The sequence below is a fragment of the Pseudomonas sp. MYb193 genome, from assembly GCF_002966775.1.
Taxonomy (GTDB): domain Bacteria; phylum Pseudomonadota; class Gammaproteobacteria; order Pseudomonadales; family Pseudomonadaceae; genus Aquipseudomonas; species Aquipseudomonas paracarnis.
Map to the genome: position 1 here is coordinate 2,146,259 of NZ_CP023269.1, position 24,618 is coordinate 2,170,876.

The 24,618-nt window shown below is 58.8% G+C and carries 21 protein-coding genes, 2 tRNA genes and 1 rRNA gene; 9 read left to right on the forward strand and 15 right to left on the reverse strand.

Going from position 1 to position 24,618, the window contains the following annotated elements:
• Positions 1–123: 123 nt before the first annotated feature.
• The 10 genes from CLM72_RS10150 to soxR form a co-directional block, all read right to left on the reverse strand.
• Positions 124–1,077 (reverse strand): metal ABC transporter solute-binding protein, Zn/Mn family, encoded by a 954-nt coding sequence (locus CLM72_RS10150; protein WP_105226335.1) that lies wholly within the window; start codon positions 1,075–1,077, stop codon positions 124–126.
• Entirely contained in the window at positions 1,077–1,976 is a 900-nt protein-coding gene (locus CLM72_RS10155; RefSeq protein ID WP_003190154.1) for a metal ABC transporter permease, read from the reverse strand. Before CLM72_RS10155 ends, CLM72_RS10150 begins: the two co-directional genes overlap by 1 nt.
• Positions 1,973–2,719 (reverse strand): metal ABC transporter ATP-binding protein, encoded by a 747-nt coding sequence (locus CLM72_RS10160; RefSeq protein WP_105226336.1) that lies wholly within the window; start codon positions 2,717–2,719, stop codon positions 1,973–1,975. The genes CLM72_RS10155 and CLM72_RS10160 overlap by 4 nt, the downstream gene beginning before the upstream one ends.
• Complete coding sequence (locus tag CLM72_RS10165) at positions 2,716–3,636, reverse strand: metal ABC transporter substrate-binding protein (RefSeq protein ID WP_054897879.1); 921 nt, start codon at positions 3,634–3,636, stop codon at positions 2,716–2,718. The genes CLM72_RS10160 and CLM72_RS10165 overlap by 4 nt, the downstream gene beginning before the upstream one ends.
• A 19-nt stretch (positions 3,637–3,655) precedes the next feature.
• Positions 3,656–4,216 carry a DUF6162 family protein gene (locus tag CLM72_RS10170; RefSeq protein ID WP_014717807.1) on the reverse strand — a complete coding sequence of 187 codons (561 nt, stop codon included), beginning with the start codon at positions 4,214–4,216 and terminating at the stop codon, positions 3,656–3,658.
• Positions 4,213–4,536: a hypothetical protein gene (locus CLM72_RS10175; protein WP_020301064.1), complete on the reverse strand. Its 324-nt coding sequence runs from the start codon at positions 4,534–4,536 to the stop codon at positions 4,213–4,215. The genes CLM72_RS10170 and CLM72_RS10175 overlap by 4 nt, the downstream gene beginning before the upstream one ends.
• Positions 4,533–5,069: a hypothetical protein gene (locus CLM72_RS10180; protein WP_019817260.1), complete on the reverse strand. Its 537-nt coding sequence runs from the start codon at positions 5,067–5,069 to the stop codon at positions 4,533–4,535. Before CLM72_RS10180 ends, CLM72_RS10175 begins: the two co-directional genes overlap by 4 nt.
• Positions 5,066–6,268: a PepSY domain-containing protein gene (locus CLM72_RS10185; protein ID WP_105226337.1), complete on the reverse strand. Its 1,203-nt coding sequence runs from the start codon at positions 6,266–6,268 to the stop codon at positions 5,066–5,068. The genes CLM72_RS10180 and CLM72_RS10185 overlap by 4 nt, the downstream gene beginning before the upstream one ends.
• Positions 6,269–7,086: 818 nt before the next feature.
• Positions 7,087–7,545: a VOC family protein gene (locus CLM72_RS10195; protein ID WP_105226338.1), complete on the reverse strand. Its 459-nt coding sequence runs from the start codon at positions 7,543–7,545 to the stop codon at positions 7,087–7,089.
• An 84-nt stretch (positions 7,546–7,629) separates the two neighbouring features.
• On the reverse strand, positions 7,630–8,079 hold the full coding sequence (soxR, locus tag CLM72_RS10200) for a redox-sensitive transcriptional activator SoxR (protein WP_034127251.1): 450 nt from the start codon (positions 8,077–8,079) through the stop codon (positions 7,630–7,632).
• 100 nt (positions 8,080–8,179) lie between these two features.
• Here soxR and CLM72_RS10205 point away from each other — a divergent pair, with 100 nt between their 5' ends.
• Positions 8,180–8,545 (forward strand): antibiotic biosynthesis monooxygenase, encoded by a 366-nt coding sequence (locus CLM72_RS10205; RefSeq protein ID WP_105229110.1) that lies wholly within the window; start codon positions 8,180–8,182, stop codon positions 8,543–8,545.
• On the opposite strand, the gene CLM72_RS10210 is transcribed toward CLM72_RS10205, so the two are convergent.
• A complete protein-coding gene (locus CLM72_RS10210; RefSeq protein WP_105226339.1) occupies positions 8,534–9,637 on the reverse strand; it encodes a sigma-54-dependent Fis family transcriptional regulator in 1,104 nt (367 codons plus the stop codon). The genes CLM72_RS10205 and CLM72_RS10210 overlap by 12 nt on opposite strands.
• 263 nt (positions 9,638–9,900) lie before the next feature.
• Here CLM72_RS10210 and CLM72_RS10215 point away from each other — a divergent pair, with 263 nt between their 5' ends.
• The 5 genes from CLM72_RS10215 (at position 9,901) to CLM72_RS10235 (ending at position 19,263) form a co-directional block, all read left to right on the forward strand.
• On the forward strand, positions 9,901–10,170 hold the full coding sequence (locus CLM72_RS10215) for a hypothetical protein (protein ID WP_105226340.1): 270 nt from the start codon (positions 9,901–9,903) through the stop codon (positions 10,168–10,170).
• A 331-nt stretch (positions 10,171–10,501) separates the two neighbouring features.
• Complete coding sequence (locus CLM72_RS10220; protein WP_256595351.1) at positions 10,502–14,635, forward strand: DUF1592 domain-containing protein; 4,134 nt, start codon at positions 10,502–10,504, stop codon at positions 14,633–14,635.
• A gap of 2 nt (positions 14,636–14,637) precedes the next feature.
• A complete protein-coding gene (locus CLM72_RS10225; protein ID WP_105226342.1) occupies positions 14,638–16,008 on the forward strand; it encodes a DUF1552 domain-containing protein in 1,371 nt (456 codons plus the stop codon).
• A gap of 236 nt (positions 16,009–16,244) precedes the next feature.
• Entirely contained in the window at positions 16,245–17,405 is a 1,161-nt protein-coding gene (locus tag CLM72_RS10230) for a cysteine desulfurase family protein (RefSeq protein WP_072448078.1), read from the forward strand.
• Positions 17,406–17,454: 49 nt separating this feature from the next.
• Positions 17,455–19,263, forward strand: a complete 1,809-nt coding sequence (locus CLM72_RS10235) for an aminopeptidase P family protein (RefSeq protein WP_105226343.1) — start codon at positions 17,455–17,457, stop codon at positions 19,261–19,263.
• A gap of 38 nt (positions 19,264–19,301) precedes the next feature.
• Here CLM72_RS10235 and CLM72_RS10240 read toward each other — a convergent pair whose 3' ends face one another.
• The 4 genes from CLM72_RS10240 to rhtA form a co-directional block, all read right to left on the reverse strand.
• Positions 19,302–19,892 (reverse strand): 2-hydroxychromene-2-carboxylate isomerase, encoded by a 591-nt coding sequence (locus tag CLM72_RS10240; RefSeq protein WP_105226344.1) that lies wholly within the window; start codon positions 19,890–19,892, stop codon positions 19,302–19,304.
• Between the two features lie 34 nt (positions 19,893–19,926).
• The gene (locus tag CLM72_RS10245; RefSeq protein ID WP_105226345.1) at positions 19,927–20,658 is read right to left on the reverse strand and encodes an SDR family oxidoreductase; all 732 of its coding nucleotides are present in this window, start codon (positions 20,656–20,658) and stop codon (positions 19,927–19,929) included.
• Positions 20,659–20,756: 98 nt separating this feature from the next.
• A complete protein-coding gene (locus CLM72_RS10250; RefSeq protein ID WP_003190182.1) occupies positions 20,757–21,038 on the reverse strand; it encodes a hypothetical protein in 282 nt (93 codons plus the stop codon).
• Between the two features lie 163 nt (positions 21,039–21,201).
• Entirely contained in the window at positions 21,202–22,089 is an 888-nt protein-coding gene (gene rhtA / locus CLM72_RS10255; RefSeq protein ID WP_105226346.1) for a threonine/homoserine exporter RhtA, read from the reverse strand.
• A gap of 642 nt (positions 22,090–22,731) precedes the next feature.
• On the opposite strand from rhtA, the gene CLM72_RS10260 reads away from it, so the two are divergent.
• The 3 genes from CLM72_RS10260 to CLM72_RS10270 all read left to right on the forward strand — a co-directional run bounded on the left by CLM72_RS10260 (position 22,732) and on the right by CLM72_RS10270 (position 24,528).
• Positions 22,732–24,268: ribosomal RNA gene (locus tag CLM72_RS10260) — 16S ribosomal RNA — on the forward strand.
• Between the two features lie 78 nt (positions 24,269–24,346).
• A tRNA-Ile gene (locus CLM72_RS10265) sits at positions 24,347–24,422 on the forward strand.
• 30 nt (positions 24,423–24,452) lie between these two features.
• Positions 24,453–24,528: transfer RNA gene (locus CLM72_RS10270), tRNA-Ala, on the forward strand.
• The last annotated feature ends 90 nt before the right edge of the window (positions 24,529–24,618 follow it).

Consider the following 24,618-nt stretch of genomic DNA (forward strand, 5'->3'; position numbering starts at 1 on the left):
GTGGGAGCTGGCTTGCCTGCGATGGCATCGACGCGGTAGGCCTGACAAACCGAGGCGCCCGCATCGCAGGCAAGCCAGCTCCCACATTGAACCGAGTTTATCCCTGACGGATCGGTGGTTTGCCTAGGGCGTAAGTGCCTTGATCACTTGGTCCACATTGGTTTCCAACTCCGTCACCGGGTCGGCACCGTCCACATTCAATACCAACAGTCTGGAGCCGCCGGCAGTGATGGCGGTTTTGACTGCATCGCTGGGTTGACGGTGATGCAGCACCACGGCCACATCGTTGTCCTTCAACGTGTTGCTGAGTTTTTGCAGCGCCTCGGGCGTCCACTCGGCATCGGGCCGTGCATCGGTGCCGAGCACTTCCAGGTTCAAGCTGCTGACCAGGTACGCGAAGTGATCGCTCAAGCTGAACACACTCAGGTTGTCGGCCTTGGCCAAGCGCGCCTCGCTGTCGGCGGTGAGCTTGAGTAAACGCTGTTTGAGCGCGGCCAGGTTAGCGTCGATCCTGGGTTTGGCAGCCGGGGCCAGGCGGCTCAGGTCGGCGGCCATCACGTCGGCCATGCGCCCCATATTGTTGCTCGATTGCCAGGGTTGGCTGTTCAAACCGTCGGGGACACCCGGTTGTACTGCGATACCCGGCAAGCCGCCGTCCACCGGGCGTGCGGCATCGACTTCGACGATGCGGATATTGCTGCGCCGCGCCACGGGGTACAGCGGGTCATCGGCCCACAGCGAGCGCAGGCCGATGGCCGCGTCGGCGTCCAGCGCCAACTTGTTCAATGCCGCAGCACCGCGGCCGGTGAAGTAGGACACCTGCCGCGAACCCGGCAGATTAGCCGGCGCGGCGCGTTCAAGCGCTACGTTGGTGCCTTTGAGCAGTGCCTCGGCCAAGCCGTAGGTAATCGGCAGCGAGGCCAGCACCTTGACCGGCTGCTTGGTCTTGGTCAGGGATGCGTGACCGAGGCCCTGGTTGACTTTGAAGTCCTTGGCGTCGAAACCGTCGACGGCCAGCGCCGACGTACTCATCAAGCAAGCGATGGCCAGGGCCAGTGGGCGAAAGACAGGGCGCATTATCCAAGATTCCCTTTGAGGCTGGGCACAACGCCACGGGCGATGGCGGCGAAGGCGAAGGCGATACCGGCAACCAGAATGATGGCGGCGCCGGATGGGATGGGCAGGTCGAAGATGATCGGCAGCAGGATGCCGCACAGGGTGCTGACGGTAGCGATCAACACCGAGATCCAGAAAAACCCTTTGAGTGACTGGCTCAACAGGCGCGCCGCAGCGGCAGGAATCACCAGTAAGGCGCCGACCAGGATTGCGCCGATGACCTTGACCGCGGCCACGGTGATCAGGGTCACCAGGATCACGAACAGGTAGTCCAGGCTTTTCACCGCCACCCCGCGCACTGCCGCCAATTGCGGGTTGAAACTGGCCAGCATGATGCGGTTGTACAGCGGCAATGCCAGGGCCATCACCAGCGAGCCGACAATGGCCAGTACCAGCAGATCGTTGCCGTTGACCGTCAGCACTGAGCCAAACAGCACGTTCTCGAGAATGTGCACGTTGATCTTGCCGGCCAGGATCAGCAGCAGGCTTGCCCCCAGTGCCAGGGACACGGACAGGAACACGCCGATCAAGGTATCGGGCGCCAGGCCGGTGCGGTTACGCAGGTAATTGAGCAGGATGCCGAACAGCAGGCAGTAGCCAAACAGGCTGCCATAAGGCCCGGTATAGGGTTCGCCCAGCAGGATGCCCACGGCCACGCCGGTCAGCGCGGCATGGCCGACCGCTTCGGAGAAAAACGCAAAGCGCTTGACCACCACCAGCGTGCCCAGGCCGCCGAGTACCGGGCCGATCAACAAGCCGGCGAGCAGGGCGTTGACCACAAACCCGTAGGCCAGGGCTTCTGGCAGGTAACCGGAAGAGGCCCAGCCCTGGACCATCAAGCGAAAGGCTTCATAACTCATGGCGCCGGGCTCCGAGGGTGGGTGGAGAACAGAGTGAGCAGGCGGTCCGGGGTCAGCGCCTCTTTCGGTATGGCGTCGAACAGCACGCGGCGGTTCAGACCGGTGACGCGGTCGGCCAGGCGGCCAACGGCCTCCAGGTCGTGCTCGATCCACAGCACCGTAATCCCAGCCAGGCGCCAGTCGTTCAGTAGCCGTTCGAACACCTGGATACCCGCCTCGTCGAGGGCCGACATCGGCTCATCCAGCACCAGCAACTGCGGCGCCGGAATCAGCCCCTGGGCCAGCAGTACGCGCTGGCGCTCACCGCCGGACAACGCGCCCATGCGGCGCTTGCGCTTGTCTTGCATGCCGACGCGCTCAAGGGCATCGCCAATCGCTGCTGCGTAATGCCTGGACAGGCCCAGAAACGCCGGGCGACGCTGGCACATGGCAGCCATGAAATCGTCCACAGTCATCGGCAAGCCCCGGTCAAATTCCAGCGCCTGGGGCACGTAACCGATGGTGCCGGGTGTGGTTGGCCATTCCAGGCTCAAACGCCCCTGGTGCGGCGTCTGCCCCAACAGGGTCTTGATCAGCGAGCTTTTGCCGCCGCCGTTGGGGCCGACCAGCGCATGGATGCTGCCCGGTTGTACCTGGAAACTCACGCCATCAAGGATCACGGTGCGCCCCAGGGTCAGCGAGACCTGGTCGAAGTTCAGGGTGGGGCCGACGCTGACGGGGTTCAGTTGCTGTGCGGCGGTCATGCTCCCGACTCCTGAATCGCCCGTACTACGGTGTTGAGGTTGCCGGTCATCTCCACTTCGTACTTCTCGGCGCTGTATTCGCCGTAGGAAATATGCGACAGCGGGTACAGCTTGACCCCGGATTCACGCTGGATGGTATCGACGTAGGTGGACGGGAAATCCATCTCCGAGAAGATCACTTTCACATCCAGAGCACGCAGTTCATCGATGGTCTTTTTCAGCTGGCTGGGGCTTGGTTCGATACCGTGGGCCGGTTCGACCACGGCGGTGACCTCCAGGCCAAACTCGCGCAACAGGTAGTCGTAGGCCGCGTGTACGGTGGCGACGCGCAGGTCCGGGTTGGGCGCGCTGGTCAGCTTGGCCAGGGCGTCGGCGCGCATCTGACGCAGGCGCTTGCCGTAGGCGCGGGCGTTCTGGGTGTAGGTTTTGGCGTTGTCCGGGTCGAGCTTGCCCAACTCACGGGCAATGTTATTGACCTGGGCAATCGACGCGCTGATTGACAGGAAGGTGTGCGGGTTGACCACCTTGCCCGCACCGCGTGCCGCGTTACCGGTAGCGGCGAGCAGCGGCACGTTGGCGTTGGCTTCGATCACCGGGATGTCCGGGCGCTCGCTGGTGGCGATCATGCGGTCGGCGAAGTCGTCATGGCCGACGCCGTTGAGCACGATCACATCCAGGGTGCCGATGCGCTTGATGTCTTCGGCGCGCGGCTCGTAGGCGTGGGGGTTGAAACCGGCGGGAATCAGCGGCACCACTTCGGCCTTGTCGCCCACGATATTGGCTACATAGCTGTAATAGGGGTGCAAGGTAATGCCGATACGCAGGCGCTTGGCCGCCTCGGCATTGGCAAGGGGGGCGAGCATCAGGCTGAACAGGCCAACCAGCAACAGGCGCAACAGGGGCGATGACATAGACATGGGCAATCGGTCTTCTCGTTCAGTGACGGTGCTGGCGGGTAACGCCGGCATCGAATTGCGCGACCACCTGCTGCCAGCCGGCCGCGATCAGCGCCTGGTCAGTGAGGTCGGATGGGGCGGCAAGGTTGGCGCTGCGGTTGAGCCAGATATCCGGCTCACTGCCTTGCACGCGCATCAGCAGCGAACCGCTGGTGGCCGGCGCCTGGCTCAAGCCCAGGTAGGCAGCCGGTGCCAGCAACTGCCAGCGGTGGCCGCCGCGGCTTACTGAGCTAGCGTCCTGGGCAAAGGGAGCGAAGCCTTCTTCGGCCAGTTGCTCAGGCGTCGGCAGGGCGCTGTGTTCCTGCTGCAACAGGTGGATTTCATCCAGGGTCACCCGCAGGTCGGCGTAGATGCCTTGCTCGGCCGCGCTCAGGTCGCGGCGGGCGTCCAATTGATGGCTTGGCACCGCCGCGACTTCCTGGGTTTCCCCATGCAGCGCCACGACCGTGCCCGCCACAGCGAGGATGATCAGACACAACAGCAACACATAAAGGGTTTCGTGGCCCGCGCCCGCGGGGCGTACAACCTGTGTGGTACTCATTGCGACGGGATATCCGCTTGGTCGATTTCCACCACGTGGCCGGGGCCGGCATCGAAGAGCACGTAGAACTCGGCGGCGGGCTTCTTGAAAGTCAGGGTCGAATCCTCGCCGAGCTTGCCCGGCACCAGGATGGTTTCGTCGTAGCCGATCACATCCAGGGTAACGCCGGGGGCGCCACTGCCGTCGGAGAAGCCGCCTTTGCACTGGATCTGCTCGCCGGGGATTTCCTTGCATTCGCACATCGGGTTGTGGGCAAAGGCGGTGGTGCTCAGGCCGGCGCACAGCAACAGCGCGGCGCGGGTGAAGCGCTTGAACGTCATGGTTTGACTCCTTGCTTGTTCAGCCAGGCAATGGTGGCAGGCGAGGCCTGGCTCAGCGGGATGGAACCCTGGTGCATGCTGCCGTCCCACCCTTCCATGGTCACCCATATTTCGGCGTCCGCCGGGGTGCGTTCGGGGATCGGCAGGGCGGCGCCCATACGGTACGGCGTGCCGAAGAAGATCACTCCGGCGGCGCGCAGGCTGCGGGGTTTGCCGATACGCAGGTAAGTGGCCTTGACCTGCTCGGCACAGGTATCGCACAGGGCAGCGTTGAAGAACTTCATCGGGCCAGCCGGGTTCGGGCTCGGGCCTTCGTTGCGAAACTCAGCCAGCGTCAGGCTCCAGGGGCCGACTTGCACTTGCCCGGCCACGCGCTCGCCGATGCCGGTATCCCCGCGAAACAACGCGGCGTCGGCAAAGTATTTGGGCATGAACCCCAGCGGCACCAGCAACAGCAGGATGTTGATATGGAAACGCCATTTCAGCCAAAAGGCGCGCAGCGGGGACGGGGGTACGGTTGCGACCTTGCTCATCGCTGGGCCTCCGAGGTGTCGGCGTGCATGGCCGGGATGGGCGCGTGCTGACGTTGCGTCTTGGCCTCGCGCTTGAGGGCGTTGAGGGTGGCCAGGGCGGTGCGCTTGGTCCAGATCAGTAAGCCGCTCAATACCATCATGCTCAGCACCAGGCCGAAGAATGCCCAGATCAGCTTGATCCACAAACCGCCAAAGTCCCCGGTGTGCAGTGGGCGCATCGACTCGGTGACGAATTCCAGCGGGGTACGGTCGGACAACAGGTTGGAGACCGCGATTTCACCGTCATAGGGGTTCAGCTGTGCGGTCTGGAACATCAACGGGTACCAGCCACGCCCGCCGATCTGCAGGTGGCTGTAGGCGTTGCTTGGCATGAATACAAAGCTGGCATCCAGGCCGGGGATTCGCTCGGCGGCGATGTCGATCGCCTTGTCGATAGGGATCATCGGTGCCGGCACGCCCGGCGCCGACAGCGGCACCTTATCCCGTGCGATCACTGGCACGATGGGTTCACTGGAAATGGATATCTGGTTGTCACCCAGGACAGCCTCGATCAGGAACCAGGTGCCGGTGATAGAAATGACCGCGATAAACCAGATCGACCAGATGCCGCTCAGGCGGTGAAAGTCGCCCCAGAAGATTCGCGCGCCGTGGCGGATGCGCAGGGTAGGGCGCAGGAAGCCTTTCCAGAAGCGCTTGTACACCACCAGCCCGGTGATCAGCGAGGCGAGCAGCGGCAAGCCCAACGCGGACACCAGGTACCAGCCCCAACTGTACCCATTGGTGAACGGCACTAGCCACCAGCCGTGCAGGGCACGAGTGAATTGCTGGAAGTTGAACGAGGGGCTGATGCCTTGGATCGCTCCGGTATAGGGGTTGGCATACACCTCCACGGAGCGCCCATCCGGGTAGCTGAGGCCAACGCTTAGCGCGAAGTGCGACTCATCCGGGCGGATGATGGACTGGACGATAGCCTTGGGTTCATCGCGCTTGATGGCCGCGATCACCTGGTCAAAGCTCAACGGCTGGGCTTCATCCGACGGCTTGCTGGCGCGGATATCCGGGTTGGCCAGCCACACGATTTCCTGGCTCACCACGGCCAGGGTGCCGGTGACGCAGACGATCAGTACAAAGAACCAGATGGGCAACGCCAGCCAGCTATGAACGAGAAACCAGAGTTTGGAGCGTGACTTCTTCGACATATGAATGAGGGTCTTGATCGGAGGGGGCGATGGAGGCCCGGAAAAGGCCAGTCGTAGCTTTTGCTGACGCGACAGGCTGTATCTAAGTTAAGACGGATGAGAATGAGAAATCCCTAAGGCGTATATGAAAGAAAATGTTTCAGGATTGCATTCAGGGTATGGCGTAACCCTGTGGGAGCTGGCTTGCCTGCGATGACCATAGGTATCTACACAACTTCGGTACGACGCTAAACCTGTGGCGAGGGAGCTTGCTCCCGCGACGGCCTGGCAGCCGACGCTGATCTAACTGACGCACCGCGATCCAACTGTGGGAGCTGGCTTGCCTGCGAAGACGGCTTGACAGTCAACACAGTCGGACCGTGTACATATCCATTCCTGCGGTAACGGCCACTTAGGGTTCCGCCCTGACGGCGGGTCACTTTGGAAAAGCCCCAAAGTAACCAAAGGGCTCTTGCCCCACCACTCGGCACCTCGCCCAGGCTCGGTGTGCCCGTAATCCGCCAGTGATTTGGGGGGTCGCCGCCACGCGCCATCCATGGCGCGGGGCGGCTAAACCGGCATCCCTGCCGGTTTACCCCCCAAATCCCTGTCGAATTCCGGCCAGCGTGGTTTAACGGGGCGCCTAAGATCAAAAGCAGATCAAGATCAAGATCAAGAGCGTCTCGCTTCGCATCGTGGTTACCGTCGGCTACTACAGCCTACAAAGTTGTGTAGATACCTATGCTGCGATGACATCGACTCGATCCAACGGATGCACCGAGTCGTCTCATTGCAGGCAAAACCAGCTCCCACATGGGATGTGTATTGCGTTGCAACTATCAGCCTTGCTTGAACAACTCCATGGCGCGCTGGCGGATCTGCTCCTCGGTGAGGTCTTCCTTGTGTGTGGCCAGGAACCAGAGATGACCGAACGGATCTTTCACGCTCGCAGAGCGGTCGCCATAAAACTGATCCTTCGGCTCGGACACCGCGGTGGCGCCGGCATCAACCGCTCGTTGAAATTGTGCATCCACATCTTCCACATACAGATGCAGACCAATGCTGGTGCGCTCATCCGGATTGCGCAGGGCCATTTGATCGCAGGGCGTACCGAGCATCAGCGACGAATCACCAATCCGCAGTTCGGCATGACCCACCCTGCCGTCGGGCATGTCCAGGCGCATGACTTGCGTGGCGCCAAAGGCTTTTTTGTAGAAATCGATGGCCTCGCCCGCTTTGTCGATGCCCATATAAGGTGTGAGGCTGTGATAACCGTCGGGAATAGCTTTAACGTTCATGACATTCTCCCTGAGTCGAGGTATGAACATTTCACTATAGGCCACGTGATGCGTGGCCTGCGGGCAACCGACGAGGTGCTTTTATCAAGGCGGTGTGGTGGGCTCCAGCAGTTGGGCGCCCGGCCCATACTCAGCGAGCTTATCGTCCTGATTGCGCAACGGGCACGCCTCCATCGATAAGCACCCGCAACCGATGCAGCCATTGAGCTTGTCGCGCAGCAGCACCAGTTTGTTGATGCGCTCATCCAGATCTTCACGCCACAACGCCGATAGGCGCTCCCAGTCGTGAACATTGGGTGCGCGCTCATCGGGCAAGGTGCGTAATGCCTCACCAATGGTAGCCAGCGGAATGCCCAAGCGCTGGGCGATCTTGATCACCACTACGCGCCGCAATACATCCCGTGGATAACGCCGCTGGTTACCCGCATTGCGATTGCTCTTGATCAGCCCTTTTGCCTCGTAGAAGTGCAGGGCAGTAACCGCTACGCCGCTGCGAGCAGCGAGCTGCCCGACGCTGAGTTCCTTATTGAGCATGAACATCTCCCAAACAGTGCTTGACCTCGACTTAACTAGAGGTTTTACCCTGCGGGGCATCGAATCGCAAGATTCTGCCTACAAAGAGAGGGGAGTGTTCATGCAGGTATCGGAGAAGTGTCGTAGCTTCACTCAATTGATCGAGTTTCAGATCAACCCCCAGCAGCAAGATGCCCTGGTGGCGGCCTTGTCCACTCAAAGCGAACGACTGGCCGAGGGCCACGATGGTTTTCTGAGTGCCAGCGTGCAGGTCAGCGAGGACGGCCGGCGGGTGCTCAATTACTTGCAATGGCAATCGCGCGCAGATGGCGAGGCGGCGTTCAAGTACTTCGAGCAGCGCGGCGAAGATTTCTGGACGCTGATTCGCGCCCACCAGGCAACGGCGGTGACCTTCGGTTCGTTCCAGGTGCTGCAAAGCTTCGAGCGCAGCCATGACAACGCGCTGCACTGTCGCCTAAATGGATAAATGCAGCATCCGCCCGCCCTGCACGTTTTCGCCAGGTCGACGTTTGTTCACCGCCAGCTCGCCGAGCTTGATCAAGCGCGAGCGCGTGACGTTGCGGCTCAGGCCCAGCAGGTTGGCGGTATGCACCTGGTTGTAATGGCTGAAGCGGTAGGCCGCACGTAAGAGTGCGTCTTCGACCTTTCCATGCAGGGCGCCGGCCTGTTCCTCGAACAGCGTTTGAAACGCCCGCGCCAGCAAGGCTTCGGCGCTGTTATCAATGTGGTGCGGGTTGTCGTCCTGACGCTCGATACGCATGTTCGACAGGCGCAAATCGTCGCGCCCTATCACGCCCTTGTGACAGGTCAGTAGGGTGTGATGGATGACGTTTTCCAATTCGCGGATGTTGCCTGGCCAGCTGTAGCTCTTGAGCTTGTGCTCGGCCTCACGGCTGATGGTGATCGGGCCGTAGCCCAGGCGCCGACGGTAGACTTCGATAAAGTGCCAGGTCAGCGGCAGGATATCGCCAGGGCGCTCGCGCAGCGGGCTGAGTTCCAGGCTGACCACGCCGAGACGGTAGTAGAGGTCCTCGCGGAAATGCCCGGCGTTGATGGCCTTTTCCAGTTGTACGTTGGTCGCGGCGAGCACGCGCACATCAATCGCAATGCTTTTGCGCGAGGCCAGGCGTACGACTTCACGCTCCTGCAACACCCGCAACAGTTTGACCTGGATCGCTATTGGCAGATCGCCGATCTCATCGAGGAACAAGGTACCGCCGTCAGCCTCTTCGAACCAGCCGGCCTTGGCGCTCAGGGCACCGGTAAAGGCACCTTTGTCATGGCCGAACAGCTCGGCTTCCACCAGGGATTCAGCGAAGGCCCCACAATTCACCGCGATGAACGGCCGGTTGCGCCGCGCGCTGAGGTTGTGGATATGGCGCGCCACCAGCTCTTTGCCGGTACCGGTTTCGCCGATGATCAACACGCTTGCGTCGCTGGGCGCCACTTGCTGGATGTGGTTGAGCAAGGCCTGGGATTTAGGGTCCTCAAAGACCTGAGCGGTGGCGCGGATCGAGGTCGCGAGTGTGGGGGAGGGCGGTAGAGTCAACAACTGCATGGGCACCTCGTTGAAGGGCTGTCGCCATGGCGACCGTTGCGTGGCGAACAGTCGGGCTACGTGACGCCACTTATAAAGGGTTGGTTTTATTCCGTAAATGAATGTATTTTAATATTTATAGATCTAAAGTGAATATGTGGGGCGCGCTATCGAACCTGCTGTAACGGTTGATAGCGACTATCACGGGCGTTGATTTTTCATGGCAGGGGGGCGGGAGTAGCCTGTGTTCATTGACTCGAAACCTTCTCAGCAGGACCGCCGCCATGAACCGTCTACTCGCTATTTCGTTACTGTTTGTCATCTCTGTTCTCGCCGGGTGCGCGACTCACCCTTCACCTGAGATGCGCCCTTACACGGCAGAAGAAACCAAACAGTTGGCGTTGGAAGCGTTGAGTCGTCGCGGGTTGTCATTTGATGAATACCAACAGCAGCGTGCTGCCCTGACTGGCCAGCCACAGAAAACCTTTGGCTTTGATCAGCAGGCTGAAATGAACGCACAGCGCGCTGCACAGCGCAGCGGCCGTGCGAGTTGAGAGCCGGGTGACGAGAGGTACGTCTTCCGGTTTGACGAGCTGATATCTTTCGGCTAGAACTTAGCCTTAGCAACGCATCACGGCTGCATGATGCAGGCGGATGGTTGAGTCGAGTGTCTGATTTTTCCTGTCTCTTTGGCTTCGTGCCATGTCGTAGTTTCGCTGTGGAATAGCATTGCAAGACATTCCAAATTGAATGTACTTCGGGTTGCGCCAGCCGTTCGCGGCGCGTGACTCCGTGCTGGGTGCTTTCTGACGGGATCGTGAAACTGCGCAGTCTTTCTTCGATAGAAATACGCCTGGCCTGCCATTGAGGCTGGTGATCATGAGGATGTCGATCGGGTGGGGTTTGCTTGTTTCGCGCTGTGGTTGGGGTTTGTCCGGCTTGGTCTTCGCGTTGCTGAGTGTGGAGGTTTCGGCGGCGGCCTGTACGGCACCCGCCTACGAAGCTGGGACCGTCTACGAACAAGGCGACCAGGTGCAGAACAAAAACCAGCAGGACAAAACCCACGAGTTCGAATGTTGGAAGGATACTGACAAGTCGCCGCACGGGCCGGGCAGTTGGCAATGGTGCAACCAGTCCGATTACAACCCCGGGCAGCCATCCTCTCATGGTGTCGAGATTTGGGGCGATGCCTGGAAGGATCTGGGGGAATGCGGTGGCTTCCAGGGTAACCGTCTGACCCTGAACTTCAGCACGTTAAGCGGTCGGGGGCCGATCAGCCAGCCAACCCCGGGCGTGGCGCGGGCCGATCAGGTAGTCACTGGTGTATTGCGCTGCAAAGCCGAGGAGATCCCGATCAGTGCCAAGTCCGGCGAAACCATTCACCTCGATAACCTGAAGGCCTGCGACTACCAACTGGTGATGAACCCCGCTGGTGGGTTTGTGCCCTTGAACACACCGCGTATCGTTTCCTTCCTGCGAGAGGAGGGTGAGGAACAGGCGGTCACCCTGAAGTATCGGCCACCGGTGCAGGTGGGCAGGCTCAGCGGCCTGCCAGGGGTCAAGATTGAATTGTTTGCCCAGGGGCTGATACAGCCTCGGCAGATGGCGATGGGCAAGAGCGTCCTCTATGTGGGCTCCAGTGCGATTCCGTCCTACGTCTATGACGGGAAAATCGCCGATATGATCTATGCCTTGCCCCTGGACAATGCCGGCAAACCTACCGGCATCTACGTGATTGCCAGCGGGTTGGAGGAGCCGCACGGTGTGGTGTATCGCGACGGTGATTTGTACTACTCGACCACTGGCGGTCTCTATCGTTTGCGCGATGCCGATGCGCATTACAAGGATCCTTCGCCTGAACTGGTGTTCAAATTCCCCGCCGATGATGCGCCATTTCCTCTGCCTTCCGTGGCGTCTGGTTCCAGCACGCGCTTCTGGCATATGAAGCATCCTTTGCATTTCAACCCGCTGGATCCCACCGACACTGGCCTGTACACCGCCGTTGGCATTCCTTGCAACTTGTGCATGATCCCGCCTGACCCGCGTTACGGCACGTTACTGCGTTACGACACCGTGACCGGTAAAGCGCAGATTCTTGCAAAAGGGGTGCGCAACTCTGTGGGGTTCGACTGGAACCCGCAGACCGGTGAAATCTGGTTCACCGACAACAACCGCCAGGGCTACCCCAACCCCGACGAAATCAACCGCATCAGCGGCCCAAGCCTGCACTTCGGCGTGCCCTATCTGTTTGGCAAAGGCACGCCGGGTTTCACCGATGAGGAGTTTGGTAACCCGGGTGTGATCCAGCCGCCCTTGGTCCAGGGCGCGATTGTTTCCGATAAATCCCAGCAGCAGGTCGACCCGAAAGACTATGTGCCGGCCGCCTTTGAATTGGGGACCAACACCGCACCCCTGGGGCTGAAGTTCTGGAGTGGTTACCCGGCTCGCACACGTTCGCAGAACATGCTGGTTGCCGTGCATGGGGCGGGTACGGCCGAGCGGCCGGGTATGGATGTGCGACTCGTCTCGATCCAGGACGGAACGCGGGTGGTCAATCAGATCCCGTTGATCAACGGGTTTATCCAGGACCCACTGCGTTTCGATGTGTATTGCCTGGATGACTCCTGCATTGGCCGGCCGGCTGACTTCCTGGCGCTAGCGGACAACAGCCTGCTGATCTCCGATGACGTCGCCGGGGTGATCTATCGCGTCAGTTATGACCCTGCGGGCTTGCCGGATACAACGTTGACCCTGCAGCCGGCACTAGCGCCGGCACCTGAGCTGGAGAGTGAGATGATCAGTGGGACGCTGATCTCTCCGGGCGGTAATACCCGTCAGTTCCATGCATCCTTCAACCCTGCTGACAGTTATGCGGCATTGGTCCTCAAGGGTTTGCCTTACGGTACTTATCAGGTTCGGCTCAACGATGTGAAAAACTGGATTCCGCAGACGCGCAATACTTCGTTCACCTTGTCTGAAGACAACAACAAACACATGTTGAACATGCAGTACCGTGAGCGGCCGATCAAGCTGGATGTCAAGGTCACGGTGTTGGCGCCCCCCAAGCCTGCGTCGGTAACGGACCCCACTTGGCATTTCACCCTCAAGCTCAAGGACTATACGAGCAACACGCCTAAAAAAGTGGTGCAGGTGCCATGGGGGGAGAGTGTCACTGAGCTTCTGGACTACGGGAATTACGAGATCACTTTTCCTTTTTACTCCCAGGAAATGCCCCAGCCGGAAAAGGTATCGCTGTTTATCAACGAAGAAAGCCAGGACGAGCAATTGACACCTATCAGTTACCGTCGTGAGCCGAAGTTGGGCGAGACGGTGCTTGCTGAATCCTGCACCAAATGCCATGCGGTGGAATACTTCAAAAACCTACGTATGGCGGTGCATTGGAGCGCTGCCGGCCAGGAGAAGTTGGTGTCGAACATCGAAACCATGCCAGTGGCCGGGCACTGCGACACCACCTGTGCGACCGAGATCAGCAAGCATTTGTTTGAGGTGGTGTGGGCGCCCTTCCTGAGCCCGAGCGAGGCTCACGGTCAGCGCCAGTTGCGCTTGCTGACGCGCGATGAATACGCGGCCAGTATCAAGGACATACTGGGCGTGGAGGTCAATACCCAGAAGCTGCCGGCGGATAAATCCGAGAAGGACTTCAAGTTTCCGGGCGAATCCAGCAAAGGGCTGTTGCAGGCTGAAGACACCAAGCTGCTGTATCACATGGCGGTGTCGATTGCCGAGCAGGTGGCACCTCAACGTGTAAAACGCTTCAAATCCACTGCCGGTACCCTTGAGGTCAGTGCCCTGAGTTATCAAGTGTTCCGCCGTCATTTGAGTCCGTCAGAGTTGTCGCGTTATCAGGCGGTGTTGGATGAACACGGCGAGCGGGCGCTGATCGCTGCGCTGCTGTTGTCGCCCAACTTCTTGTATCGCTCGGAGTTGGGCCAGGCTGTCGCGGGGCAGGCCGAGGTCTACAAGCTCACCCCGTATGAGACCGCAACCGCATTGTCCTACACCTATCAAGGCACCACTCCGGACGCGCAACTGCTGGCCAAGGCAGAGCGCAACGAGCTGCAGACAGTGCAGCAAATCAGCGCAGAAATAGACCGGATGATGCGCACTGAGCGTGGGCTTGAGCAGTTCAATCGGTTCATCAGTTACTACATCAAGACTCAGCGCGGGGTGCAGGAGAAGCCCGGCCTGAGTGCACAGATGATCCAGTTGATGACCCAGGAGCAGGCCTTGTTGACCCGTCATGTGATGCTTGACGGCAAAGGGACGCTGGACGAGCTGTTCAACCCCGGTGTGACGTTCCTCAATAAGGCGCTGGCCGAGCACTACGGTATCGGCGGCGTAACGGGTGACACGCTGCATAAAGTCGCGGTGGATGAGAAACGGGGTGGCTTGTTGCACTTGGGGCTTTTTCAGGCCTCTACCTCTGACTATCAGGTCACCTCACTGGTCAAGCGCGGCATTGCCATTCGCGAGCAGCTTTTTTGCCGGGAGTTTGGTGCGCCGGTCGAAGCCGAACCGACGGAGCCGACCTACCCTGCGCGTGCGATCAGTACCCGCGAGCGCTGGGACTTGATCAATGGTGAGCAGGCTTCGCAGGGGCGTTGCTGGCAGTGCCATCAGTACATGAACGACACCGGTGCCTCGATGGAGCATTACGACGCTGCCGGGCGCTATCGCCAGCAGGAGCCTGCCTACAACTACGCGCAGTTCCCTGTGCAGTTGCCGATCAAGTCGTCCGGTCCGTTCATCGGGGCTGATGGCACAGTGCCTATCGACGATGTGCGAGGTATCTCCAAGCTGATCGCGCACAACTCGGCGTCTCTGTTCTGCATGGCGGATAGCTATTTCCGTTTCGCTTCGGGCAACAAATCCGACGAGTCCACTTCCGCAACGGTCAAGGCATTGATCGACGGGCTGAAGGGCAATGGCTCATTACCAGCAATGCTGCGCACGCTGGGCACCTCCAACGCGTTCCAATTCAAGACGCAGAGGGATTGATCATGGATATCTTGAAAAGTCGTCGTCGCTTTCTGACCGGCCTGGCTGCGGTAGGTGTGTTCGGCCCGCTCACCCAGTGTGGCCTGGCGCGCATGGCCTTGGCTGGGCAAAGCCAGCAGGCCAGGTTGAAGGTGGTTTTCTTTGTGGTACCTGATGGCCTGGCAGTCGACTCTGCAACCGCCTATTCCAGTGATGGTCGAGGCCTCTGGCATCCCGTTGCCGAAGCTTTGGACACTTCCGACTTCCAGCTCAACGAGGTCAGCCAGGAGCTTGCGGCCTATAAAAACCAGTCCTTGTACCTGCGTGGCACGATTCTGGGCCCCGGCAATGAAGGCCATAACGGCTGGACGTGGGCGTTGCGCGACCGTGAGAAGAAGATGGCGTCGATTGATGTGTTGCTTGGCCGCCATATGCCGGGGACCGATCCGTCCCAGCGGAGTCTTTTTGCCGGACCGCATTCAGGCATTGACGGGACCGCCTGGCAGGTATCCTGGGAAGGGCCGGAAAATGGCGGCGCAATGCGCAGGCCTGAGCAGGACCCGGTGTTGATGTACGAGAAAATCTTTGGCACGGTCAGTCGTGAGGTGCGCGAGCAGCAGGTGCGGAACAGGCATGTATTTGATCCGGTGCTGGCGGATATCAACGAGCTGCGAGGCAGGCTTGCGGGGGCGCAAAAACAGAAGCTCGATATGCAGCTTGATTCGGTTGAGCAGGTCATGAAAGACATGGAAGAAACTCTGCCACCCATTGGCGAATGTTCGCCTTTGCAGATGGACACGTTGCCGTTCAAATCTGCGGAATTTCGTAACCAGGTACAGCATCACCACCATCAGGTGGTTGCCACAGCGCTGGGGTGTGGCATCACGCGTGTAGCGACGATTCAAGTCGGGCGCTCGGCGGAGTCGCTCAATATCCTGGACGTCAGTAATGTGACCAACCCCCATGATTGCGCCCATCGTTATGCCGGGCTGGACGTATGGAAACGATCCCGGCAGTGGTATACCCAGCGAGCCAAGTTGTTCATGGACGAGTTGGCGAAGCGTGCCGATCCCGACGTGCCGGGTGACAGCCTGCTTGAACACACGCTTGTGGTATTCACCAGCGAGATGGCCGATGGTGCCCCCGAGCATACGAAGGATATGCCGCTGGTACTGATGGGCGGGGCCAGCGGGTTGTTGAAGAGCGGCGATGGCGCAGGACGCTATTTCAACATCACGACCCAGGGTGATCGTCAACAAGAAGGCAACCCGGTCATTGGCAATAAAATGGTCGATATGCAGCGAATCTGGGCCACCATCGCCCGGGCAGCCGGAACCGTTGTGCCCTACAACGGAAACATCGATCCGGTGAGCGGGTTGTTTACTAACGTTTGAGTCGCCTGGCGCTGCACTAAAAGCCGAAAAATCCGTATGGCGGATTTTTCGGCTTTTTGCATTTGCACCCAATCGCCTTTGAGCCTGTTAAGCTGAAAATCAGGAGCGTTCCTACGCACATTTACATCACGTGGTTCTTCTTCAATGGCACTCGATCAGTTAAACCTGACGACCTCTGTTCTGTTCGATGCCCCCGGGACGCCGCTCTCGGGAACACGCTCTGCGAGTTTTACGCCATGAATAAACGTCCGTTGTATTTCGACTATGCCGCCACCACGCCAGTGGATGAGCGAGTTATCCAGGTGATGGTCGAATGCCTGGGTTTCAATGCCAATTTTGGCAACCCTGCGTCCAGTTCCCATGCATTCGGCCAGGCGGCCCGGCAAACGGTTGAGCAGGCGCGACGGCAGGTAGCCGAATTGGTCGGCGCCCAGCCTGAGCAAATTGTCTGGACTTCCGGTGCCACCGAGTCCAACAACCTTGCGATCAAAGGGGTGGCCCAGGCGCGAGGGCTGGCGGGTGGGCATATCATCACCAGCCAGATCGAGCACAAGGCCACACTCGACACCGCGCGGCAGTTGCAGGAAGCCGGCGTGGCTGTGACCTATCTGGTGCCCGATGCCGATGGCTTGATCAGCGTTCAGGCTGTCAGTGAGGCATTGCGTGAGGACACCTTCCTGGTGTCGTTGATGCTGGTCAATAATGAACTGGGCACCCTTAACGACATTCCGGCTATCGGCGCGCGGGTGCGTGAGCAGGGCGCGCTGTTTCACGTGGATGCGGCACAGGGGGCGGGCAAGGTTGCCATTGACCTGGCGCAGTGGTCGGTGGATTTGATGTCTTTTTCCGCCCACAAGCTCTACGGCCCAAAAGGCATTGGCGCGCTGTACGTTGGGCCTCGTGCGCAGCAGAAAGTGTTGGCACAGATTCATGGCGGCGGCCACGAAGGTGGCTTGCGTTCGGGCACCCTGGCGACGCATCAGATTGCGGGCATGGGCACGGCGTTCGCTCTGGCGGCGGCGTACTTTGCTGAGGAAAAGGCGCAGATCGTGGCCTTGCGTGAGCGCTTGTTGGAGCAGTTGGCTTCGATTCCCGGAGTACGCCTCAATGGCAGCCCAACCCAGCGTATTCCCCACACTCTCAGCCTGACGTTCAGCGAAGGCGAATTCAATGCTGCCGCCTTGAGTGCGGGCATTGCCTTTTCGGCGACTTCAGCGTGCAATTCGGCTAGCAATGCACCGTCCCACGTCCTGGTGGCCCTGGGGCATGATGCCCGCAGCGCTGGTCGCACTATTCGCTTGAGCCTGGGCCGGTTCACCACCGAGCGGGATATCGACGACGCTGTGCAATTGATCAAGACGGTACAGGCCAGCGCACCAGCGTTCTGGGCTGTCTGATACTTCATTTGCAATACATAACAATTATTAGTGGTTAGCAGGAGACACAATGAGTACGCAGCCTTTGACCCATGGAACGGTTCCCCAGCGCTTGGCGCATACCCGTGAACTGATGCGCCGCGAAGGCATTCACGCCCTGCTGGTGCCGTCGGCGGACCCGCACTTGTCCGAGTATTTGCCGGGTTACTGGCAAGGGCGCCAGTGGTTGTCCGGGTTTCATGGTTCGGTGGGCACCCTGATCGTCACGGCGGAGTTTGCCGGGGTCTGGGCGGATAGCCGTTATTGGGAGCAAGCGACCAAGGAGCTCAAGGGCAGCGGTATCGAGTTGGTGAAGCTGCAACCGGGTCAGCCTGGACCGTTGGAGTGGCTGGCCGAGCAAACCCCTGAGGGTGGCGTGGTGGCGGTGGACGGTGCGGTCATGGCCGTGGCCTCGGCACGTACCCTGGGTGGCAAATTAGCCGAGCGTGGCGCGCGTCTGCGTACCGATATCGATGTGCTCGATGAAGTCTGGCAAGACCGCCCGGCGTTGCCGAACCAGCCGATCTATCAGCATCTGCCGCCCCAAGCCACCGTCAGTCGTGGCGAGAAACTGGCCGCCTTGCGTGCCAGTTTGAAAGACAAGGGCGCCGATTGGCATTTCATCGCGACGCTGGATGACATCGCCTGGCTATTCAACCTGCGCGGCGCTGATGTGTCGTTCAATCCGGTGTTTGTGTCCTTTGCTTTGATCAATCAGCAACAGGCCACTTTGTTTGTGGCGTTGGGCAAGGTCGATGCGCAACTGCGGGCGGTGCTTGAGCAGGATGGCGTGACCCTGCGTGATTACAGCGAGGTGGCGCAAGCGCTGCGAGCGGTACCGGCGGGTGCAAGCTTGCAAGTAGACCCCGCCCGCGTCACCGCCGGCTTGCTGGAAAACCTCGACGCGGGCGTCAAGCTGGTTGAAAGCCTCAACCCCACCACACTGGCCAAATCCCGCAAGAGCCTGGCGGACGCGGAACATATCCGCCAAGCCATGGAGCAGGATGGGGCGGCGCTGTGCGAATTCTTTGCCTGGCTCGATAGCGCCCTGGGCCGTGAGCGCATTACCGAACTGACGATTGACGAGCACCTGACCGCTGCGCGTACCCGCCGCCCCGGCTATGTATCGCTGAGTTTCAACACCATTGCCGCCTTCAACGCCAACGGCGCGATGCCGCATTACCATGCCACCGAAGAAGAGCATGCGCTGATCGAAGGTGATGGCTTGCTGTTGATCGACTCCGGCGGCCAGTACCTGGGCGGAACCACGGACATCACGCGGATGGTGCCTATCGGTACACCGAGTGAGGAGCAGAAACGCGATTGCACGCGAGTGCTCAAGGGCGTGATCGCTCTGTCCCGTGCGCAGTTCCCCAAGGGCATTCTTTCACCGTTGCTGGATGCCATTGCCCGTGCGCCGATCTGGGCAGAAGGCGTGGACTACGGTCACGGCACGGGCCACGGCGTAGGTTATTTCCTCAACGTACATGAAGGCCCGCAGGTGATTGCCTATCAGGCTGCTGCGGCGCCACAAACGGCGATGCAGCCAGGGATGATCACTTCAATTGAGCCGGGTACTTATCGCCCTGGCCGTTGGGGCGTGCGCATTGAGAACCTAGTGTTGAACCGTGAAGCGGGCAAGACCGAGTTTGGCGAATTTCTCAAGTTCGAAACCCTGACCCTGTGCCCGATTGATACCCGCTGCCTGGAGCCGTCGTTGCTAACGGCGGATGAGCGTGAATGGTTCAACGCGTATCACGCCCAGGTGCGTGAGCGTTTGAGCCCGCTGCTCAAGGGTGCAGCGCTTGAATGGTTGCAGGTGCGCACTGCGGCGATTTGATCGGTTGCGGCCAAGGCATTGCCGGCCGCAATCAACATCTAGCTGAGGGCTTCACGCACAAAGTCCAGACGGTCCTGGCCGAAAAACAGCTGGTTTCCTACAAAGAAACTGGGAGCGCCGAACACGCCGCGTTTAATGGCTTGTTCGGTTTTGTCCTTGAGAGCGTCCTTGACGGCTGCATCATTGGACAGGGCCAGTACCTGCTCGGGATCGAACCCCTGTTCGGTGAGCACATTGGCCACGACCTCTGGGTCGCCCAGGTGACAGCCTTCCACCCAGAGTGCGCGGAACAGGCAGTCGATGAAGTCGAGGAAACGCTCAGGCTGGTGGATTTGAATGCCGGTGACGGCGCGCATCAGCACCAAGGTATTGATGGGAAAGTGTGGGTTGAACCTGAGCGGCACGTTGTAGCGTTTGGCGTAACGCGTCAGGTCATCGAGCATATAGCGACCCTTGGCGGGTACCATGATCGGCGAGGCATTGCCCGTGGCCTTGAATACACCGCCCAACAGCATCGGTTGATACACCACCTGTGCGCCCGTTTTGGCGCACAGCGCCGGCAACTGGGTATAGGCCAGGTAAGTGGCGGGGCTGCCGAGATCAAAGAAGAACTCCAGGGTTTTACTCATGGTCTGTACTCACTACTTATTGTTATAGAGGGAGTCACCAGGTTTCGTTCCAGGGGCGCAGGTCCAGTTCGAACGTCCAGGCGTCCCGTGGCTGGCGATGCAGGAACCAGTAGTTGTCGGCAATATGGTCCGGGTTGAGGAGGGCGTCCTGATCCTTGAGGGCGTATTTTTGCGGGAAGTTCTCGCGAATGAAGTCGGTATCGATTGCTCCGTCGACCACCACATGGGCGACATGGATGTTCATCGGGCCTAACTCCCGCGCCATGCTCTGTGCCAGGGCACGTATCCCATGCTTGGCGCCAGCGAAGGCGGCAAACCCCGCGCTTCCGCGCAAGCCGGCGGTGGCGCCGGTGAACAGGATAGTGCCGCGGTTACGCGTGACCATGCGCTTGGCGACTTCCCGTGCGTTCAGGAAACCGGAGAAGCACGCCATCTCCCAGATCTTGAAGTACTTGCGTGCGGTTTCTTCCAGAATGCTGCACGGCACATTGGCGCCGATGTTGAAGACGAACGCTTCAATAGGCCCCAGCTCGGTTTCGATTTGCTCGACCAGCGCGATCACGTCGTCTTCTTTGCGGGCATCACAGGCAAAGCCATGGGCTTCACCGCCTGCCAATTGAATGCTGTCCACCAGGGGCTGCAGTTTGTCAGCGCTGCGACGGGTGACGCAGGCGATGTAGCCTTCGCGGGCAAAACGTTTGGCTATGGCGCCGCCGGTCGCGTCACCGGCACCCACTACTAATACGATTTTCTTGTTGTGCGGCATGGGAACTCCATTGGCTCGATGATCGAGCAGGAGTTTAGCCTTCGTGCCGCAATTGGCCGGAATTTAAGATGAGCAGTCAGGAAAGACTGCTCGGGCAGCTATTTGCAGATGACGATCATACTGCGGCTGGTATAGCCAGCAGGGTTGAGGCCGAAGGGATAGTCCCCAGGCTCCTCGGAATTGTCGCCGGATTTGGCTATCACCCGGTAGCCCTTGGCACCGCATGAGTTGGCTGCACTGGTGTAGCACTGGTCCCAGGAGGAGGACAGGCCAGAACAGTTGATATGCAGCCCTTTTTTACCCCGTTTCACTTCTGTTTTTGTGGTTGCAGCACAGCCAGCGATGCCCACAACCAGCAACAGTATCAAAATTCGTTTCATTCCCATCCTTAATAGCCGCCCTGCAGAAGAACAGAGCCGCTTTACTCGCTCTCGAGCGAAGCGTTCATGCTGTCCGTGTCGAAATTCTCCATGAATGACATTCGGTTACGGTCTAAACATGGCCTAAATGAGCGGCAAATACCAGAGCTGGCTTTAAAGATGATCAGTCGGCAGGCACCAGTGGTTTGGATTCGTTGCGCATCGTCAACGTGGCGCCTACGGAAGCCAGGATAATGCAGGTGATGGCCAGCCATTGGGCCAGGGATAAGTGCTCATGCAGAAAGAGCAGGCCGGAGAGGGCGCCGAACGCCGGTTCGATGCTCATGAGCGTGCCGAAGGTGCGAGCAGGGAGGCGAGTCAGTGCCACCATCTCCAAGGTGTAGGGCAAGGCGGTGGACAGAATCGCGACGCCAATGGCGATAGGGATCAGGGCGGGCGTCAGCAGTGCGGCGCCCGCATGCACGATGCCGATCGGTGCGACGAACAGGGCGGCAATCATTACGCCGAGTGCGGCGGTCTGAACACCATTGTCGTTCCCAGCCTTTTGGCCGAACAAAATATACAGGGCCCAGCATCCGCCTGCGCCCAGTGCGTACGCCGCGCCGACCCAGTCGATACCGCTACTGGCCTCGCCCGTCGGAATCAACAGCAGCAGGCCGATGATAGCCAGGGCAATCCACAGGAAGTCGACAGCTCGGCGCGAGGCATAGATAGCGACGGCAAGCGGGCCTGTGAATTCGAGTGCTACGGCAATCCCCAGCGGTACGGTGCGAAGGGACATATAGAAGAGGAAGTTCATGCCGCCCAGCGCCATCCCGTAAATGATCACCGTGCGCAAGGACTTGGCTGTCAGCGTGGCGCGCCATGGGCGTAATAGCACCAGCATGATCACACTGGCGAAAATCAAACGCAGAGCAGTGGTGCCTTGTGCGCCAACAATAGGAAACATGCTTTTGGCCAATGACGCACCGGATTGGATGGACGCCATGGCGATCAATAGCAGGCCGATCGGAAACAATACGGATGCCAGGCTGCGAGGTGGGGTGGTCATTGCGGTAGTTCTTCCGAAGTCATGATCGATAAATACCTGGCGCTATGATGCTTAACTGTCAACGAATGAGCAATATATTGCTCAAATACTGACTTGTAGCTGTCTATATAGTGGGGATATCGGGTTTTTGAGGTATTTGATAGAAAAACCGAATAATTGGGTTGACGGCAGATTCTGGAAGCCTATAATTCGCCCCACTTCCGGCGCAGTCGAAACGGAAAACTCCTTGGTAAACAATGAGTTACGCAGTTTTCGGCAGCAAGTTGCTTCAGTTCATCGAAGCCAAAAGGAAGTTGAAAAAGAGGTGTTGACAGCAGCGTGTAACGCTGTAGAATTCGCCTCCCGCTTACGAGAGATCGCAAGCGCAAGTGGTTGAAGTTGTTGAAGAAACCTTCGAAATCTTCTGAAAATAACCACTTGACAGCAAATGAGGCTGCTGTAGAATGCGCGCCTCGGTTGAGACGAAAGATCTTAACCAACCGCTCTTTAACAACTGAATCAAGCAATTCGTGTGGGTGCTTGTGGAGTCAGACTGATAGTCAACAAGATTATCAGCATCACAAGTTACTCCGCGAGAAATCAAAGATGTAACCAACGATTGCTGAGCCAAGTTTAGGGTTTCTTAAAAACCCAAAGATGTTTGAACTGAAGAGTTTGATCATGGCTCAGATTGAACGCTGGCGGCAGGCCTAACACATGCAAGTCGAGCGGTAGAGAGAAGCTTGCTTCTCTTGAGAGCGGCGGACGGGTGAGTAATGCCTAGGAATCTGCCTGGTAGTGGGGGATAACGTTCGGAAACGGACGCTAATACCGCATACGTCCTACGGGAGAAAGCAGGGGACCTTCGGGCCTTGCGCTATCAGATGAGCCTAGGTCGGATTAGCTAGTTGGTGGGGTAATGGCTCACCAAGGCGACGATCCGTAACTGGTCTGAGAGGATGATCAGTCACACTGGAACTGAGACACGGTCCAGACTCCTACGGGAGGCAGCAGTGGGGAATATTGGACAATGGGCGAAAGCCTGATCCAGCCATGCCGCGTGTGTGAAGAAGGTCTTCGGATTGTAAAGCACTTTAAGTTGGGAGGAAGGGTTGTAGATTAATACTCTGCAATTTTGACGTTACCGACAGAATAAGCACCGGCTAACTCTGTGCCAGCAGCCGCGGTAATACAGAGGGTGCAAGCGTTAATCGGAATTACTGGGCGTAAAGCGCGCGTAGGTGGTTTGTTAAGTTGGATGTGAAATCCCCGGGCTCAACCTGGGAACTGCATTCAAAACTGACTGACTAGAGTATGGTAGAGGGTGGTGGAATTTCCTGTGTAGCGGTGAAATGCGTAGATATAGGAAGGAACACCAGTGGCGAAGGCGACCACCTGGACTAATACTGACACTGAGGTGCGAAAGCGTGGGGAGCAAACAGGATTAGATACCCTGGTAGTCCACGCCGTAAACGATGTCAACTAGCCGTTGGAAGCCTTGAGCTTTTAGTGGCGCAGCTAACGCATTAAGTTGACCGCCTGGGGAGTACGGCCGCAAGGTTAAAACTCAAATGAATTGACGGGGGCCCGCACAAGCGGTGGAGCATGTGGTTTAATTCGAAGCAACGCGAAGAACCTTACCAGGCCTTGACATCCAATGAACTTTCTAGAGATAGATTGGTGCCTTCGGGAACATTGAGACAGGTGCTGCATGGCTGTCGTCAGCTCGTGTCGTGAGATGTTGGGTTAAGTCCCGTAACGAGCGCAACCCTTGTCCTTAGTTACCAGCACGTAATGGTGGGCACTCTAAGGAGACTGCCGGTGACAAACCGGAGGAAGGTGGGGATGACGTCAAGTCATCATGGCCCTTACGGCCTGGGCTACACACGTGCTACAATGGTCGGTACAGAGGGTTGCCAAGCCGCGAGGTGGAGCTAATCCCATAAAACCGATCGTAGTCCGGATCGCAGTCTGCAACTCGACTGCGTGAAGTCGGAATCGCTAGTAATCGCGAATCAGAATGTCGCGGTGAATACGTTCCCGGGCCTTGTACACACCGCCCGTCACACCATGGGAGTGGGTTGCACCAGAAGTAGCTAGTCTAACCTTCGGGAGGACGGTTACCACGGTGTGATTCATGACTGGGGTGAAGTCGTAACAAGGTAGCCGTAGGGGAACCTGCGGCTGGATCACCTCCTTAATCGACGACATCAGCTGCTCCATAAGTTCCCACACGAATTGCTTGATTCATTGAAGAAGACGAAAGAAGCAGCCTAAAGGGTTGTAGCTTAGTTGGTTAGAGCGCACCCCTGATAAGGGTGAGGTCGGCAGTTCGAATCTGCCCAGACCCACCAATTTTGTGTGGGAAACGCCTGTAGAAATACGGGGCCATAGCTCAGCTGGGAGAGCGCCTGCCTTGCACGCAGGAGGTCAACGGTTCGATCCCGTTTGGCTCCACCACTACTGCTTCTGTTTGTATAAAGCTTAGAAATGAGCATTCCATTGTTGTGATGGTGAATGTTGATTTCTAGTCTTTGACTAGTTCGTTCT